Raw genomic sequence first — 16096 nt, 5'->3', positions numbered from 1 at the left:
GGCGTAGCCGGCCTGCGGTGTGATGTGCGACGGGATCGACTGACGCACCCGCACGGACGCGGCGTCGTAGGCCGCGGTGTAGTGCAGCTCGCCGTGGTCAACCGGGCGAAAATTGGCGTTCTCGACCCACTACCGCGCGACGCTCACGACCCGCCTCGCGGCGGGCGCCACCCTCATCGATGCGACGGTTGCGGTCGAGAACCTCAAGCGCACTCCCATGGACCTCATGTACCTCGGCCACGCCAATTTTCGCCCGGTTGACCACGGCGAGCTGCACTACACCGCGGCCTACGACGCCGCGTCCGTGCGGGTGCGTCAGTCGATCCCGTCGCACATCACACCGCAGGCCGGCTACGCCGCGTTTCTCGCGCAGCTGGCGGCCGACCCGACGCCCCACCACGTGTTCGACCCGGCGCTCGCCTTCGACCCGGAGGTCGTGTTCGAGATCGACCTCAAGGCCGGCCCGGACGGCCGCGCGCACGCGCTGCAGAAACACCCCGATGGCGTTGCTGACTACATCAGTTACCGCCCCGACGTCGCGCCGGTGTGCATGCGCTGGATCTGCCGTACCCCCGACCAGGACGGCCTCGGTGTCGCTTTTCCGGCGACCTCGGGGGTCGAGGGCTACACCGTCGAGAAAGCCAAAGGGCGGGTGGTCGAGCTCGCTGGCGGCGACACCTGGACAGTCGCAATGCAGGTCGGGCACCTGGCGGCCGAGGACACCGCTGCGATGGTGGACACCATCGAGCAGATCCGCCAAACCTGACGTGATCGAGGAGGCAGGTATGCGCGCAACACAGTTACTGGCGACCGGCGACATTCAGACGCGCAACGTGCCCGCGCCGACGCCCGGTCCGGGCGAGATCCTGATTCGGGTGGAAGCGGCCGGCATCTGTGGCACCGACCGGCACCTCTACCGAGGCGAGTTCCCCTCCGTGCCGGGCAAAACCCTCGGGCACGAGTTCTCCGGCACGGTCGTCGACAGCGGCGACACCGACCTCGCACTCGGCACCCGCGTCACCTGCGACCCGAACACCTGGTGCGGCAACTGTGACCAGTGCCTGCGCGGTCGGGTCAACCTCTGCGTCAACAACGTCGCCACCGGCATCCACCGCGACGGCGGTTTCGCCGAGTTCTGCGCGTTTCCGGCGTCGAAGGCGGTCGTGCTCTCGAACGACCTCGACCCGTTGCACGGTGCGTTTTGCGAACCGCTGGCCTGCACGCTGCACGGCATGGACATGGGCGCCACCCAGCCCGGTGAGCGCGTGTTGATTATCGGTGGTGGGGTGATCGGCCTGCTCGCGTTGCAGATCGCCAAACGGGCGGGTGGCGAGGTGATGTTGCTGACGCGCAGCGACGCCAAGCAACAGCTCGGGCGTGAGCTCGGCGCTGATGTGGCGGTGGGCAACGCGGACGCGGTGAAGGCGCAGTGGCCGGACGGCGCCGACCTGGTGGTTGAGTGCGCCGGTGTTGCCGACACGGTGACGCTGGCGCCGACGCTCACGCGCACCGGAGGCAGGGTTGTCATACTGGGCGTGTTGCCGAGCGGCGAGACGGTGTCGATCGAACCTTTTGATCTGCTGTTTCGCGAAATCCAGATGCACTACAGCTTCCTCAACCCCTTCACCCACCAGCGCGCGGCGAAGATGATCGAGGACGGGCAGATCGCGGTCGACCCGCTGGTCAGCCGTACCATCTCCCTGGACGACGCCGCCGACGCCATCGCCTCCGACCCGTTGCCCGGCGAAGTGCGTGCGATCGTGGTGCCGAGGGCCGAATAGGTGCTGTCGTCACGGGTTGAAGATTCGAGCGAAAACAGCGCCGGCGTGGAACGATTTGCGAGAACCGCAGCTAGGCGTACGACGCCCGCACTGTCTACAGCCGATTATCTGGCCCGTGAAACAACATCTAGCGTGTGAGCCGGTAGAACCGCCGCGCGGTGTCTGAGAACACCGCCACACGGTCCTCGGGCGAGAGGTGTGCGGTCAGGGTCTGGGCCGCGGCAAACCAGGCGCCGTACTCGCCGCGCAGCCGGCACACCGGCCAGTCCGAGCCCCACATCATGCGTGACGGGCCAAACGCATCGAGCACGTGGTCGACGTAGGGTCGGAGGCGCTCCACCGACCAGTCTGTCCCGTCTTCGGTGATCAGTCCCGAGAGCTTGCAGACGGCGTTGGTCGTGTCGGCCAGGCGGGTCATGGCGGTAGCCCAGCCGCCGAAAGCCTGTTCCGGGCCGTTCACGATATCGGGTTTCATCGCGTGGTCCAGCACCACGCGCAGGTCGCGGTGGCGCATCAACAGCGTGTGCAGGTTCTCGAGGTGCCGCGGCAGGCCGAGCGCGTCAAAGCTGAGGTCAAGGTCGACAAGGGCCTCGAAGGCCCACTGGATGTCGTCGCGCAGCATCCAGTCGACATCCTCGATGTCCTGGATCATCGGCCGCACGCCGAGGAACTTCGGGTGCGAGGCCAGGCGTTCGAGGTGGGATCGGTGCGTTGGGTCCTCGAAGCTCACCCAGCCCACCACGCCGGCGACGCTCGGCGTGGTGTCGGCGATGCCAAGCAGGTACTCGGTCTCTTCCACCGACGGCGCCGCCTGCACCAGCACGGTCTGTGCGACGCCGCAGTCGGCGAGCGCGGGTGCGAGGTCGGCTGGGCCGTAGGGCCGGTCGAGGATCGGGTCGCCCTCGGGAATCCAGCCGTAGTCGCCGCGTGCCGGGTGCCAGAAGTGCTGGTGCGCGTCGATCATGGCATTGTTGCCCGCGCGTCGACGAGACCGCGGTCGATCAACGTGGCCCAGAAGTCCGCAGGCACCGGGGTGTCGAACCAGCTCAGGATCTGCTCGAGTTCCGCGCGGTTGCGCGCGCCCGGGATGACGGACGTCACGATCGGGTGGGCGAGCGGGAACTGCAAGGCCGCGGCGGGCAAGGGCACGGCGAATTCGTCGGCGACCGCACCGAGCTGCCGGGCCTTGTCGACCACCTCGGCCGGCGCGGTGTCGTAGTTCCACATTTCGCGGCCGACCAGGATGCCTGAGTTGAACGGGCCGCCGCAGATGATCGTCGTGCCCGCGGCTTCACAGGCCGGAAAGAGCGTGTCGAGCGGTGTCTGCTCGAGCAGCGTGTAGCGGCCGGCGAGCAGAAACACGTCCCAGTCGCCGACGCCGAGCGCGTCCTGGCACACGGCGTTTTCGTTCACGCCGAGGCCAATCGCTTTGACCTTGCCGGCGCGGCGCAACTCGTCCATCGCGCGGTAGCCGCCCTCGGCGAGGTCGCGGAAGTGCTGCACGTTGGCGTCGCCGTGGGTGAAGGTGCCGATGTCGTGCGCGAGCAGGATGTCGATGCGGTCGAGACCCAGGCGCTGCAGGTTGTCCTCGAAGGCCCGCATGACGCCGTCGTAGCTGTAGTCGTAGACGACGTGAAAGGGCAGTGGGTCGATCATGCCGAAATCCGCCGGGTTCTCGACCGGCCCCGGCACCAGCAGGCGACCCACCTTGTCGGACAGGCGGTAGTCGCTGCCGCGCAGCAGGTCGCCGACGACCCGCTCCGAGCGGCCGAAGCCGTACCACGGCGCCGTGTCGAAGTAGCTGATGCCCACTCGCTGCGCCGCCTCAATCAGCTCGGCTGCCTGTGTGTAGTCGAGGTCGACGAAGTTGCCGCCGAGCGGCGCGCAGCCGAGCCCGAGGGTGTCAATCCTGAGGTCTGTGCGGCCAACCTGTCGTTGTTCCATCCATGACTCCCGGGTTTCTGGCTTGGCGGTCCCGCAACCTTAACGCAGTTCCAGCGCGGTCAGCGGCGGGATCGCCTCGGTGGCGGTGTGGCCACGCAAGGACGCGCGCGCCGTCGCCACGGCGAGCGTCAGGGCGCGTTCGGCCGAACCCCCTTCGTGCAAGGCGTAGATGAGGCCAGCGCAGAACGCGTCCCCGGCGCCAAGGGTGCTCGCGATGTCGGCCGGGTCGAGCGGTGGAATCTCGACCACGTGCTGCGCGCCGTCCGCGCCCTGCCACACGGCCCTTGACGCACAGTGCACGACGACAGACCGCCCGATGCCAAGCGCGGCGAGCTGGCCTGCCATCGACTGCAGCGTGGCAGTGTCGGTGAGTGTGTCATCCTCGGTGCCGGTGGCGCGTGCGGCCTCGAGCTCGTTCACGATCAGGTGGTCGATGAACGGCGCCGCGCTCGCGACGATGGCCCGGAACGCGGGGTGGACAATCGACACCAGGTCGACGCAGGTGGTGAGGCCCGCCTGTTGCGCGCGCTGCAGCACGCGGGCCGCGCCCGACATGCCGCTGGCGTCGATGCGGTCCAGCTCGCCAAGCAAGGACAGGTAGCCGAGGTAGAAAACGCGCGCGGGCGTCCGGGCAAAGGTGCCGGTCGGGAAATCCGCGTCGGCCAGTGCGTCGTTGGCGCCGCCCTGGTAGAAAAAGGTGCGGCTGCGCCCGGGCACCGACATCACGTGGGTGTGCGCGGTGGGCACGCCCGCCTTGATCCGCAGCGCGTCGACCGGCAGGCCGAGGTCGGCACAGCGCTCGAGGATGAACCGGCCCGGCTCGTCGTCGCCGATCGCCCCCATCGGCCAGAGCGGCAGCCCGGTCTCAAGCCGTGCCAGAGCTGCAATGACGTTTGCGGCACCGCCGCCGATGCCGCGCGACTGGTTGTCGATCCGCACGAGGTTGCTCTCGTCCGGCCAGTCCGTGATGTCGTGCACCAGGTCGACGATCCAGTTGCCCGCACAGAGGATGCCGCGCCGCTCGCTGCTCATGCGGGGTAGCGGACCGGTTGCACGCTGTGGGTCGTGCCGGCTTCGAGCGCCGCTGTCAGGATCGCGTGGTGGTCGCCGGCTTCGCGCGGCGTCACACACGGAAAACCCCGCGCGTCGCCGCCGGCGAGCTCGTCAAGGAAAGCTGCCCACATCTGCTGGATCGCATCGGCAAAGCCGAACTCGAAGATGCCGCCGGTGATCGCGGGGAACAGCGACTGGTAGCCGAGGTCTTCGGTTTGCCACACCTGCGCGCCGCCGTCGTAGGCAAGGTATTGCCATTGCCGCGGCGATTGCGAAGAGAAGTAGGCGCTCTTCTTCGTGCCGAGCACGCGGATCTGCCAGGTATTCGAGTGGCCCGGCGCGACCCGCCAGGTCTTCAGCACCAGTGGAAACCCGCCGCCGTCATCGGCGACGTGCCCGGTGACGGTGGCGTTGTCCCAGGTCTCGCACGCCGCGGTGCCGCCCTGGCCGTCCGGCCGGGTCGGGAAGCGGTTCACCAGCGAGGCCGACACCGTCTCCGGCCGCCAGCCGAGCCGCAGCGGGATGTGCAGCACGTGCATGCCGAGGTCGCCCATGCAGCCGTAGGTGCCGTTGATCTCGACCCGGCGCTTCCAGTTGATCGGCTTGTCGGGGTTGAGGTCGGAGGCGTGCAGGAACGCAGCCTCGACTTCGAGGATGTCGCCAAGGTCGCCCGCGCGCACGAAGTCGATCAGCTTCTGAGCGCCCGGAAAGTAGGGCATTTCTGAACTGCATCGCACCAGCAGCGCGGGGTGCGCGTCGATCGCCGCCTGAATGGTGGCGTTGGCCGCGGCGTCGATGCCGAACGGTTTCTCGCCGAGGAGGTGTTTACCGGCCGTGAGGATGTCGGGGTAGAGCGTGTCGTGCAGATTGTGCGGCACCGCGCAGTAGACAGCCTCGACGGCGTCGTTGGCGAGCAGTTCGCGGTAGTCGGTGGTCACCTGGGCCACGCTTGGCACTCGGTCGGCGAACCAGCCGGTGAGGGTGGGGTCGAGGTCGCACACCGCGACGATCTCGGGGCGTGCGCGGGTGTCGGTCAGGTGCAGCCAGCGCGCGGCGGACGACGCGAATTCGCGGCCCATCAGGCCGCAGCCGATCACGCCGAACCGGACGACTCGCGTCACGCGATCATCGCGAGGGCCGCTTCGACCGTCGCGCCCTCGTGCACCACCGCCATCAGCGCGCGCGTCATGCCCGCGGGGTTGGCGTGGTGGATGACATTGCGGCCATAGACGATGCCCTTGGCACCTTGCGTCATGAGCTCGGCCGTGCGCGTGAGAATGACGTCATCCGACACCTTGCCACCGCCGCGCACCAGCACCGGCACGCCCTGGGCGACCTCGATCACGCGGTGGTACTCGGCGACGGTGTCGCAGGGGTCGGCCTTGATGATGTCGGCGCCGAGCTCCACCGCCTGGCGCACCAGCGCGAGAATCTTGTCGAGGTCGCCGTCCACCATGTAGCCGCCGCCGGCGCTGACGTTGTCCTGCATCACCAGCGGCTCGACCATCAACGGCATGCCACAGGTGTCGCAAGCGCGCTTCAGGCGGTTGATGTTGGCGATGCAGTCGCGGTGCAGCGCGGGTTGGTCTGGCAGCAGCAGCAGGTTCACCACCACGCAGGCCGCGTCGAGCATCACACCTTGCTCGACCGCGCCATCGATCACCTCGGAAAAGAGGCTGCGCGGCAGCGGGTTGCCGTAGACGTTGGCGATGTCGGTGCGCAACACGAGGGCAGGGCGGTCGCGCCCCGGCATAGCCTGCAGGATCGGTGCGGTGCCCGGGGTCAGCTGAATCGCGTCGGGTTGTGCGTCGGCGACCACACGGATCGCGGAGTGCATGTCCTCGATGCCGCCGAGGAAGCCCGGCTCGTTGAACATGCCGTGGTCGATGGCGACGTCAAAGCAGTGGCCGGACGTGCCGAACAAGCGGTTCATGCGAGCGCGTTTCATGGCGTGCTGTGCCTCCGTCGAGGGCGCCGCGCCGATCACCCGACCGTACGGCCTCCCGGTATCCGTGTGGTTCTGTGGCCACGATACCATTTCGCCGCCGCTTTTCTATTCAATTGCACCGCGCGTGTTTTCTCCACGGCTCACACGCTCTATGGTGCGTTTCTCGGGCGCTGTACCGCGGGCCGCGGTGAGCGCGTCGGCGGATTTCGGCGGTGCGGACCGCCCACGGCAGCAGCGACACGGATTTCGGACTGACAGGGTGTTTCAATGACCACGATCACGGCCTACCACACGCACGACCTGCGGTTTCCGACCTCCGATAACCTCGACGGCTCCGACGCGATGAACCCGGACCCCGACTACTCGGCGGCCTACATCGTGTTGCAGACGGACGGCCCGCACCGCGGCCACGGACTGACCTTCACCATCGGGCGGGGCAACGAAGTCTGTGTTGCGGCGCTCGAAGCGTTGGCTGCCCTGGTGGTCGGGCGGGACCTCGGCTGGATCACCGAGGACATGGGCCGGTTCTGGCGACACATCACAGGCGACAGTCAGCTGCGTTGGATCGGGCCGGACAAGGGTGCCATCCACATGGCGGCCGGTGCTGTGATCAACGCCGTGTGGGACCTCTGGGCCAAGGACGTTGGCAAACCGGTGTGGCGACTGGTCGCCGAAATGAGCCCGGAAGACGTCGTGCGCCTGATTGATTTCCGGTACATCACCGATGCACTCACACCGCAGGAGGCACGTGCGCTGTTGCACGAGCAGGCGCCGTTCAAAGCCGACCGCATCGCCTCGCTCGAACGTGAGGGATACCCCTGCTACACCACGTCGGCGGGGTGGCTGGGCTACCCCGACGACAAATTGCGGCGGCTCTGCCGCGAGACCCGCGACGCTGGCTTTACGCACGCCAAGTTCAAGGTCGGGCGCGATCTCGAGGACGACATTCGTCGCTTGCGTATTGCGCGCGAGGAGCTCGGTGACGACATGACGATCATGATCGACGCCAACCAGGTCTGGGAGGTGGATCAGGCGATCGAGTGGCTCAGCGCGTTGCAGTTTGCCAAGCCGTTTTTCATCGAGGAGCCCACCAGCCCGGACGATGTGCTCGGCCACCGCGCGATTCGACGAGCGATTGCACCAACCAAGGTCGCCACCGGTGAGATGTGCCAGAACCGCATCCTCTTCAAGCAGTTCATCACCGCGGGTGCGATTGACATCGTACAGATCGACAGCTGCCGCATGGGCGGCTTGAACGAGGTGCTGGCCGTGATGTTGATGGCGGCCAAACACGGGCTGCCGGTCTGGCCGCACGCGGGCGGGGTGGGTCTCTGCGAGTACGTGCAGCACATGTCGATGATCGACTACGTCGCGATCTGCGGCGAGAAGGACAACCGCCGCATCGAGTATGTCGACCACCTGCACGAGCACTTCGTCGACCCCTGCGACGTGCGGGACGGCGCCTATACGGCTCCGTCACGACCGGGCTTCTCGATCGAAATGAAGCCGGCCAGCATTGCGGCCTACACCTTCGACGGCGGTTGAGCCGACGAAACGCGAGTTCGACCCGTGAACCGGTTTCCGCCTGAACGCATCGTCTGCCTGACCGAGGAGACGGTCGAAACCCTCTACCTGCTCGGCGAATCGGACCGCATCGTCGGCGTGTCGGGCTTTGCCGTGCGACCGAAGGGCGTGCGACGCGAGAAGCCGCGTGTCTCGGCGTTCACCTCGGCAGACATCCCGAAGATCCTCGCCCTCGAGCCCGACCTCGTCCTGACCTTTTCCGACCTGCAGGCTGACATCGCCGCCGAGCTGATCCGCAACGGCATCGCGGTGATGGCCTACAACCACCGTGATGTCGCCGGCATCCTCGCGATGATCCGGCATCTCGGCGCCACCGTCGGTGCGGGTGCGAAGGCCAACGTGCTCGCGGACCAGTACCAACGCCGCCTCGACGAGGTCGCGTCACAGGCCACCACCGGCGTGCGTCCGCGCGTGTATTTCGAGGAGTGGGACGACCCCCTGATCTCGGGTATCCACTGGGTCAGCGAGCTGGTGGAGGTGGCCGGCGGCACCGACGTGTTCCCGCAGCAGGCGCGCGAACCCCTCGCGGTGAACCGCATCGTCTCGTCCGAGGCGGTCGTCGCCGCAGCGCCCGACCTGATCCTCGCCTCCTGGTGTGGCAAGAAGGTGCGCCCCGAGAAAATTGCAGCCCGCCCGGGTTGGGATGCCATCCCCGCCGTGCAAACAGGCCGGATCGTCGAGATCAAATCCCCACTGATCCTGCAGCCGGGCCCCGCCGCCTTGACCGACGGATTGGATGCCATCCTCACAGCGTTCACGCTCTACTCAGAGGCTTCGACATGACCGTAGCCAGCCCGTGTACGGGAATTTGCAAGCTTGACCAAAACACCGGCTGGTGCCTCGGTTGTGGTCGCAGCGGTGATGACATTGCCGCGTGGAACGGCCAGTCGTCAGCGTGGCGTGACGGCGTGTGGGCGCAGATCCCCACGCGCTTGTCGACGCTGGGTGTGCGATGCCGTCGGCTGCCGTGGACAACGGACGAGCTCCGCCAGTTTGTCCTCGACACGCTGCAGCCAGGGCGGGGCACTTGGGTGATGGGCGTGGTCGGCGCGGTGGCCGAGTACGCGGTACCGTCGGGGTGGCAGCACGAGGTGCGGTGCGACGGGGACACCATCTCGGCGTGTACCCGAAACGGCGCGCTCAGGATGAGCGTCAACGACGACGTCCGCGCACTCACCTTCGACCCGCCAGCGGCGGGCGATGCGTCGCGCATCGTGTTGGCGGTCAAGCGCGAGCGTGGGCACCCGCCGGTGGCCGACAGCGTGTGCAACCTCGGCGTTGACCGCGACGCGCTCGAGGCCAACGCCGCAGGCCACCTGTTCGACCTGGGGCTTGGGCGTGCTGCCAGCCGATTCTGTGTGCGGGTGTGCGAGGGCGGTGCGCTCACCGCCTTGCAGGGCGCGCTTGGCCAGCCGTTCTCCCGTGCGCTGCCGCACATCGGCGCTGCGCTTGTCGCGGAGAGCCCCCCGCGGGTGGTCGAAAGCGCGCTCGGCCGCATCGAAGCACACGGACGGATCCCGCCACCCGACGCACGTTCGCCCCTCGGGCCGCACACCCACCTGCTGCCTGATCACCTCGCGACCGAGCGTGACACGCCGATCGGGATGGACCTGCCGGGCAGCTACTTGCCCGGTGCGATCTTCTACCCGCCGAGATAGCGCTCAGGCGCGCGCGTGTGCGGCGCGCGCCAGTTGCGCTGCGACGGCCTCGGCTGCCTCCAACGCTCCCTCCAGAAAACCGCCAAAGTCGTGTGCGGTTTCGGTCGAGCCGAAGTGGATGCCCTGGGTCGCCAGCGCAGAGAGCGGGGTTGGCAGGCCGTAGCGCGGGTGCTGTCGGACCGTGGTGCGGTCGAGCGGCGTCGCGATGTCGGGCCGGGTGGCCCAGTCTTGCAAGACAAGTTCGCGCGGTTCGCCGAGCTCGGGGCCGAACAGCGCGACGAGTTGCGCGCGCGTCAGCTGCAACAGTTCCTCTCGGTGCGCGGCCCGCGCGTCGGCCGGTACTCCGACAAACCCGAAGAGGGCGAAGGGCCCGCCGGCCATGGGGGATGCATCGTGGATCTCGACGAGCGGGCCGCGGTGGCTCATCGCATCGCCTGAGAGGCCCGCATCGCGCCAGTGCGGCGCATCGTACACGGCAACCACCTTGGCTTGCCCCGCCATCCAGGTGGGCACCGCTGCCAGCGCCTGCAGCTGTTCGTCTGTCAGCGCAGGTTCGAAGCGCACCGTGTCGGCGACCACCCGCGGTGGCACCGCCAGCACGATCTGTCGGGCGGTCACCGTGCGCGGCGCGCCGGACTGCGTCAGCGTAGCCGTGAGGGCGCCAGGCTGGGTCTGAACCGACACCAGCGCGGTGTGGGTCATCACGCGCGCGCTGTCGAGTGTGCCGGCCAGCGCGTCAATCAACGCGCCAACGCCACCGGCCAGGCGGTACGAGCCGGCCATGCTGGCGTAGCCGCGCCCGCGCTGCACGGCGCCGGTTTGGTCTTGGTACATCAGGTCGCCGGCCGCGTACTGTTCGAACACCGGTATCCCGAAGCGCTCGGCCTGCGCGGCAAGGCGCGGTTGCCCGGGCCAGAACCAGGTCGGTCCGAGGTCAAAGGCCGCGCCGTCGACCTCGAGTGTGGCAATGCGCCCACCGAGCCGGTCCTGGGTGTCGACCAGCAGGAAGTCGGTTCCCTGCTGCGCAAGGCGGTCGGCCAACGCGAGGCCCGACAACCCGCCGCCGACGACGAGGACGTCAGTGTCCATCAGAAGGTCTCGCCGCGCGGCCGGAGGTCGAGTTCGTGTGTCCAGGTGGACGGTGGTTGGGCTGCGAGCGCGAGGTAGGTGTTGGCGATGTCGACCGGACGCATCATGCGGTCCGGGTCGAGGTTGTGCAGCGCACGGCTCGCCGGGGTGTCGATGATACCGTCGAGGATCACGTGGGCTATGTGCACGCCTTTCGGGCCGTACTCGCGTGCGAGCGATTGGGTCAGCCCGCGCAGCCCCGCCTTGGCCGAGGCGAAGGCTGCGAATCGGGCACCGCCGCGCAGGCTCGCTGTCGCGCCTGACACGATGACCGTGCCGCTGCCGGCCGCGACCATCGACGGCAACACCGCGTGCGCGAGGTGCACGGCCGAGAGCACCATCGTGCGCCACGTGGCTTCGAAGTCCGCAGCGGACGTCTGCTCGAAATCGGCGATCACGAGCTGTGCGGGGTTGTGCACCACCAGCGCGGGCGCGCCGTGGGTCTCGGTCAGCGCGGCCACCAACTGCGCGGTGTCGGCGCTGTCCGTGAGGTCGACCGCCAGCGTGTCGTCGGCACCGTCGGGCACCGAGCGGTTCAACCCGACCGCGGTGTAGCCGTTGGCCAAACAATGCGCGACCAGTGCCTGGCCAAGGCCGGGCCCGGCGCCCGCGACGAGTGCGAGGGGTGCAGACATGGTGCGCGATCTCTGTGCGTTGCGTTTGCATTCGGGCTGCGCACCGCACCGCATGGCGCTGCAACCCACCAACCGGCAGTATAGCTATCTATCAGTAGATAGTCAAAAGGCTGTGAGATAAGTTTCACAGCCGCCGCACGGATCGTTTGGTGTCTCCCGGTGGTCTATGCCTGACGCAGACACACGTACGGCGCGTCGAGTGGGCTCGCACCGCCTGTGCCGTTGGAGCCGAACCGATGACCAAGCCCCTGAGCCGACGCCGCGTCCTGACGCTCTCCACCCTCGGCGTGGCCGCCACCCTTGGCGGGTGCGCAAGCACGGCACCGCTCGCGGACGACGCGGGGGCCGGTGCGGTGGCGTCCCCCGGCCCGGTCAGCGTGCGCATCGGGCGGCGCCTGCGCCTGCACATGTTCCAAACCGGCTGGGTCGCGGTGAAGGAACCGCACCGCGCCTATGCAGGCCCGTCGAGCCTGCGCTTTCCGCGGATCTTCCTGAGCCGCACCTGGACCGAGTGGCTGCCGGTGACCGCGTTCGTGATTGAACACCCGCAGGGGCTCTTTGTGGTCGATACCGGTGAGACGGCGCGTATCCTCGACCCCGACTACGCCGCCTGCGACGCCATGACCGGTCTGATCTACCGCCGCAACCTCCGCTTTGCGCTCAGTGGCGAAGACGAGATCGGCCCGCAGATGCGCCGCGCCGGGTTGTCACCGGGCAACGTCGACACCGTGGTGATGACGCACCTGCACTCCGACCACATGGGCGGCATGCGGCACTTCCCGCAAGCCACCTTCCTTGTCGGCGAAGCGGCCATCGGCGGGCACAACGGTGCGCTCATGTGCCGCATCCCCGCGTCGGCGACGCTACAGCCCGTCAAACACACCGACAACGCCATTGGTGCTTTCCGTCGCAGCCACGCCGTCACGCAGGATGGCGCGATCACTGTCGTGCCCACCCCCGGCCACGCCAACGGCCACCAATCGGTGTTGCTGCAGGACGACGGCGTCAACGTGTGCCTCGTCGGCGATGCGGCGTTCACCCTCGACCAGATCCTGACCGGCGAGACCGCCGGCATCGTTGAATCCGTGCCCGACACCGAAGCGAGTGCGGCAACGTTGAAGACCCAGTTCGAGGACTTCAACACCGTGATGCTGCCGACGCACGACCCGGACAACGCGGCGCGGTTGCGCTCCCTCTAGATCCATTCCGGCTAGTTACCGCGACGGTGAACGCGGTAGGCTTCCACGGTAGCGGCCTCGTGCCGAGGTAGCGCCCGGAGCGAAGCCATGCCCAGCCTCACCGTCAAAGACCTGCTCGACGCCAAAGGTGTGCGCCAACTGGCCTATGTGCAAGTTGCGCGCGAAGAAGAAGCCATCGCGGCGTCCGAAGCGGGCATGGACATGATCGGCACGGCTTTTCTGACCGAGCGGTCGCACTTTGCCAAGGCCGTGCCCAACACCCATTTCCAGTTTGGCTTGCCCTGGGGCAAACACGCCGACGCCACCGAAGCGCTGCGCGACGCCATGGCCGCGATGCAAGCCGGTGCCCAGTCGATCTACTGTGGCATGAGCCCGGCGGTGGTCGAGGTGCTGGCGCGCGAAGGCGTGCCGGTGATCTGCCACGTGGGCCTCGTCCCGCCCAAGGCCACCTGGACCGGCGGCTACCGCGCGGTGGGTCGCACCCTCGCGCAAGCCAAGGCCGTCTGGCGACAGGTGCGGGACTTCGAGCAAGCCGGTGCCTTTGCCGTGGAGCTCGAAGTGGTCGCAGCCAACCTCGCCACCGAAATGAGCAAACGCACGTCGCTGCTGACCATTTCGCTCGGCTCGGGCGGTGGGTGCGATGCGCAATACCTCTTCTCGGCCGACATCCTCGGTGAAAACCGCGGCCACATCCCGCGCCACGCCAAGACCTACCGCAATTTCGCCGCCGAACGCGACCGCCTGCAGCGTGAACGCGTCTCGGCCTACCGGGAGTACATCGCCGACGTTGCGGGCGGTACCTTTCCGGAGGACCAGCACGTCGTGGAGATGGCCGAGGACGAGCTCGGCGCCGTGTGGGGTGCCCCGCACCCGTGACGGTGATGGACCGAGCGTCAGAGCCCACCACGGGCTGCCACCCGTCAAGACCGATTCAATGCAGATCTGATGTAATACAAATCCGACACCGTGTGACCCGGCACGGTCAGGCCGAGTGAACAGGGCACGGTGAAATGGACTTCCTACCGCTGAACAAGAACGGCAGACACGTGTACATCGGCGTCTTCCGGCGTGCCGGCGCCGGCATCATCGACACGCTGGTGTTGGTGCCGTTCAGTGTTGCGTTCTACTACCTCGAGAGCCTGTCCATCGGTGTCGCCATCGTTCTGGCGGTGGTTGCGAGCGGGTTGTACGCGGGCTACGCGGTGGTGTGTCACGCGTGCTTTGGTGCCACCGTCGGCAAGGGGCTCATGCACATCCGGGTCACGCAACCCGACGGCGCGCGGATCACCTGGCGGCACGCGGTGCTGCGCTCTTCCCCGTTTCTGGTGTTTGCCTTGCTGCTCGCCATTGCCCAGATCGTGGCCTTGTTGCAGGTCGACACGGCCGCCTACAGCGCCGCCAGTTGGTTGGAGCGCAATCGGCATGTCGTGCCGCATTTGCCGCCGTGGCACACCGTGGTCACCGTGTCCCTGAACGCCTGGATCGTGATCGAGTGTGTTGTCCTGTTGCTGAACACGCGACAACGCGCCATCCACGACTTCATTGCCGGCACAGTGGTGATTCACCGTGACTTCAGCGTGCCGTACCAGGACGCCTTGCGGGCCAAGAGGCGCATGCCCGCGTAGGGGCAATCGTCACTGCAGCGGGCGTTACATTGAGCTCGCGCGCGACAGCGGTGTCGCTGAGGTGCCGCGCCACGGCCTCAAAGGCGCGGAGCGCGTGAACGGACGGAAGCGAGTGGGCCATGAAGTACGCTTCACTGAATCCCGCCCAAGATCCAGTCAATTCGTGACAGGGCCCGCAGCCGGTAGAGTACGGTGCACCAGCGTTCGTCAGGTGTCGGCCTTTGGCCAAGGTATGCGACCGCGACAACCCGCCACCAGGAGCACCCGCCATGGCCCACATCGTCTCTGCCGGACGCCTCAGAAAATCGCCCTTCTACCACTCTACGATGGCAGAAGGCGCTGAGACGTTGCTCACCTACAACAACATGCTGATTCCGCGGGGCTACGGCGATCATGAAGCCGAGTATTGGCGGCTGATCAACGGCGTGTCCATGTGGGATGTCGCAGCGCAACGCCAGGTGCAGCTGAAGGGTCCTGACGCGGCCACGCTGGCGCAGATCCTCTGCACCCGCGACCTGTCACAGCAGGTCGTCAACCAGGGCAAATACGTCGCCGTCTGCGACCACCGCGGCACCCTGATCAACGACCCGATCGCGCTGAAGATCGCCGACGACTGCTATTGGCTCTCGATCGGTAACTCCGACATCTGGTTCTGGGCGCGCTGCGTCGCGGGCGAGCGTGGACTCGACGTCGACGTCTCCGAACCCGATGTGTCGCCACTTGCCGTACAGGGCCCCAGAGCCGAAGACGTCGTCGCTGCGCTCTGCGGTGACTGGGTGCGGGATCTCAAGTACTTCTGGTTCGGCGACGCAGAAATCGACGGCATCCCGCTGAAGGTGGCGCGATCGGGCTGGTCAAAGCAGGGCGGCTTCGAGCTCTACCTGCTCGACGGCTCGAAAGGCGACACGCTCTGGCAGCTCGTCAAGGAGGCCGGCAAACCCTTCGACATCGGCCCGGGCTACCCGAACCCGGCCGAGCGCACCGAGAGCGGCCTCTTGAATTACGGCACCGACACCGACGACCACACCAACCCCTTCGAAGTGCGCCTCGGCACGTTCGTCGACCTCGACATCAGCGACGACGTCATCGGCATCCAAGCGCTCAGACGAATCAAAGCCGAAGGCGTCAAACGCCACCAACTCGGCATCGTGCTCGAAGGCGGTCAGGAACACGAAGACCAATCCATCCGCGACGAGATCGTCAAAGACGGCAAGGTCGTCGGCCACATGACCCACAAGGCGTGGTCATACCGCATGCAGCGGATGATTGGATACGGTCTGGTATCGGTAGATGTGCAGGTTGGTGGCGCTGTCTCGGTGAAGCGGGGTGCCAGTTCAGTTGCCGGCAGGGTGACTGACATCCCGTTCTGAAACGCCGTCAAACAGACGCAGTGAGACGCAGTGAGACGCAAGAGCCGGTACCGGGCTGACCTTGCGTAGACCGCAAGCCACGTTCCTCTTGGGCGTGGCACTTGAACAACCTGCAGTATCGAACGAGCTGGTCGGGTGCGCAACGTACCAAAGGAACGCGTTTCGGCCGGT

Annotated in this window: 16 protein-coding genes and 1 pseudogene; 9 read left to right on the top strand and 8 right to left on the bottom strand. The window is 67.2% G+C overall.

The window, feature by feature from the left end; translation table 11 throughout:
* The first annotated feature begins 112 nt into the window (after positions 1–112).
* Entirely contained in the window at positions 113–766 is a 654-nt protein-coding gene (locus tag AAGA11_20430) for a hypothetical protein (protein ID MEM9605240.1), read from the top strand.
* A gap of 19 nt (positions 767–785) precedes the next feature.
* Entirely contained in the window at positions 786–1781 is a 996-nt protein-coding gene (locus tag AAGA11_20425) for an alcohol dehydrogenase catalytic domain-containing protein (protein MEM9605239.1), read from the top strand.
* 127 nt (positions 1782–1908) lie between these two features.
* Here the strand turns inward: AAGA11_20425 and AAGA11_20420 are convergent, their stop codons facing one another.
* From AAGA11_20420 to AAGA11_20400, 5 genes are read right to left on the bottom strand one after another with little or no spacing between them, the layout of a single operon-like run.
* Positions 1909–2745, bottom strand: a complete 837-nt coding sequence (locus AAGA11_20420) for an amidohydrolase family protein (GenBank protein ID MEM9605238.1) — start codon at positions 2743–2745, stop codon at positions 1909–1911.
* Positions 2742–3725, bottom strand: coding sequence for an aldo/keto reductase (locus AAGA11_20415; protein ID MEM9605237.1), 984 nt, complete (start codon positions 3723–3725; stop codon positions 2742–2744). The genes AAGA11_20420 and AAGA11_20415 overlap by 4 nt, the downstream gene beginning before the upstream one ends.
* 39 nt (positions 3726–3764) lie before the next feature.
* On the bottom strand, positions 3765–4757 hold the full coding sequence (locus tag AAGA11_20410; GenBank protein MEM9605236.1) for a carbohydrate kinase family protein: 993 nt from the start codon (positions 4755–4757) through the stop codon (positions 3765–3767).
* Entirely contained in the window at positions 4754–5899 is a 1146-nt protein-coding gene (locus tag AAGA11_20405; GenBank protein MEM9605235.1) for a Gfo/Idh/MocA family oxidoreductase, read from the bottom strand. The genes AAGA11_20410 and AAGA11_20405 overlap by 4 nt, the downstream gene beginning before the upstream one ends.
* On the bottom strand, positions 5896–6726 hold the full coding sequence (locus AAGA11_20400) for an aldolase (GenBank protein MEM9605234.1): 831 nt from the start codon (positions 6724–6726) through the stop codon (positions 5896–5898). The genes AAGA11_20405 and AAGA11_20400 overlap by 4 nt, the downstream gene beginning before the upstream one ends.
* A 267-nt stretch (positions 6727–6993) precedes the next feature.
* Between AAGA11_20400 and AAGA11_20395 the strand changes: the two genes are divergently transcribed.
* The 3 genes from AAGA11_20395 to AAGA11_20385 are packed head-to-tail and all read left to right on the top strand — an operon-like array spanning position 6994 to position 9968.
* Entirely contained in the window at positions 6994–8271 is a 1278-nt protein-coding gene (locus AAGA11_20395; GenBank protein MEM9605233.1) for an L-fuconate dehydratase, read from the top strand.
* 24 nt (positions 8272–8295) lie between these two features.
* Entirely contained in the window at positions 8296–9093 is a 798-nt protein-coding gene (locus tag AAGA11_20390; protein ID MEM9605232.1) for a cobalamin-binding protein, read from the top strand.
* Positions 9090–9968, top strand: coding sequence for a DUF1289 domain-containing protein (locus AAGA11_20385; protein ID MEM9605231.1), 879 nt, complete (start codon positions 9090–9092; stop codon positions 9966–9968). Before AAGA11_20390 ends, AAGA11_20385 begins: the two co-directional genes overlap by 4 nt.
* Before the next feature lie 3 nt (positions 9969–9971).
* Here the strand turns inward: AAGA11_20385 and AAGA11_20380 are convergent, their stop codons facing one another.
* The gene (locus tag AAGA11_20380; GenBank protein MEM9605230.1) at positions 9972–11057 is read right to left on the bottom strand and encodes an FAD-dependent oxidoreductase; all 1086 of its coding nucleotides are present in this window, start codon (positions 11055–11057) and stop codon (positions 9972–9974) included.
* Positions 11057–11731 (bottom strand): SDR family NAD(P)-dependent oxidoreductase, encoded by a 675-nt coding sequence (locus tag AAGA11_20375; GenBank protein MEM9605229.1) that lies wholly within the window; start codon positions 11729–11731, stop codon positions 11057–11059. The genes AAGA11_20380 and AAGA11_20375 overlap by 1 nt, the downstream gene beginning before the upstream one ends.
* A 236-nt stretch (positions 11732–11967) precedes the next feature.
* On the opposite strand from AAGA11_20375, the gene AAGA11_20370 reads away from it, so the two are divergent.
* The 3 genes from AAGA11_20370 to AAGA11_20360 all read left to right on the top strand — a co-directional run bounded on the left by AAGA11_20370 (position 11968) and on the right by AAGA11_20360 (position 14555).
* Complete coding sequence (locus AAGA11_20370) at positions 11968–12930, top strand: N-acyl homoserine lactonase family protein (GenBank protein ID MEM9605228.1); 963 nt, start codon at positions 11968–11970, stop codon at positions 12928–12930.
* Between the two features lie 87 nt (positions 12931–13017).
* Positions 13018–13806 (top strand): 3-methyl-2-oxobutanoate hydroxymethyltransferase, encoded by a 789-nt coding sequence (locus tag AAGA11_20365; protein MEM9605227.1) that lies wholly within the window; start codon positions 13018–13020, stop codon positions 13804–13806.
* A gap of 134 nt (positions 13807–13940) precedes the next feature.
* Entirely contained in the window at positions 13941–14555 is a 615-nt protein-coding gene (locus AAGA11_20360; GenBank protein ID MEM9605226.1) for an RDD family protein, read from the top strand.
* A 4-nt stretch (positions 14556–14559) separates the two neighbouring features.
* On the opposite strand, the pseudogene AAGA11_20355 reads toward AAGA11_20360, so the two are convergent.
* Positions 14560–14676: pseudogene (locus tag AAGA11_20355) on the bottom strand (LysR family transcriptional regulator).
* A gap of 148 nt (positions 14677–14824) precedes the next feature.
* Here AAGA11_20355 and AAGA11_20350 point away from each other — a divergent pair.
* Entirely contained in the window at positions 14825–15925 is a 1101-nt protein-coding gene (locus AAGA11_20350) for a glycine cleavage T C-terminal barrel domain-containing protein (GenBank protein MEM9605225.1), read from the top strand.
* The last annotated feature ends 171 nt before the right edge of the window (positions 15926–16096 follow it).

This window comes from Pseudomonadota bacterium, assembly GCA_039196715.1.
Classification (GTDB): Bacteria; Pseudomonadota; Gammaproteobacteria; order CALCKW01; family CALCKW01; genus CALCKW01.
This window is presented reverse-complemented; position numbering and strand designations above follow the sequence as displayed.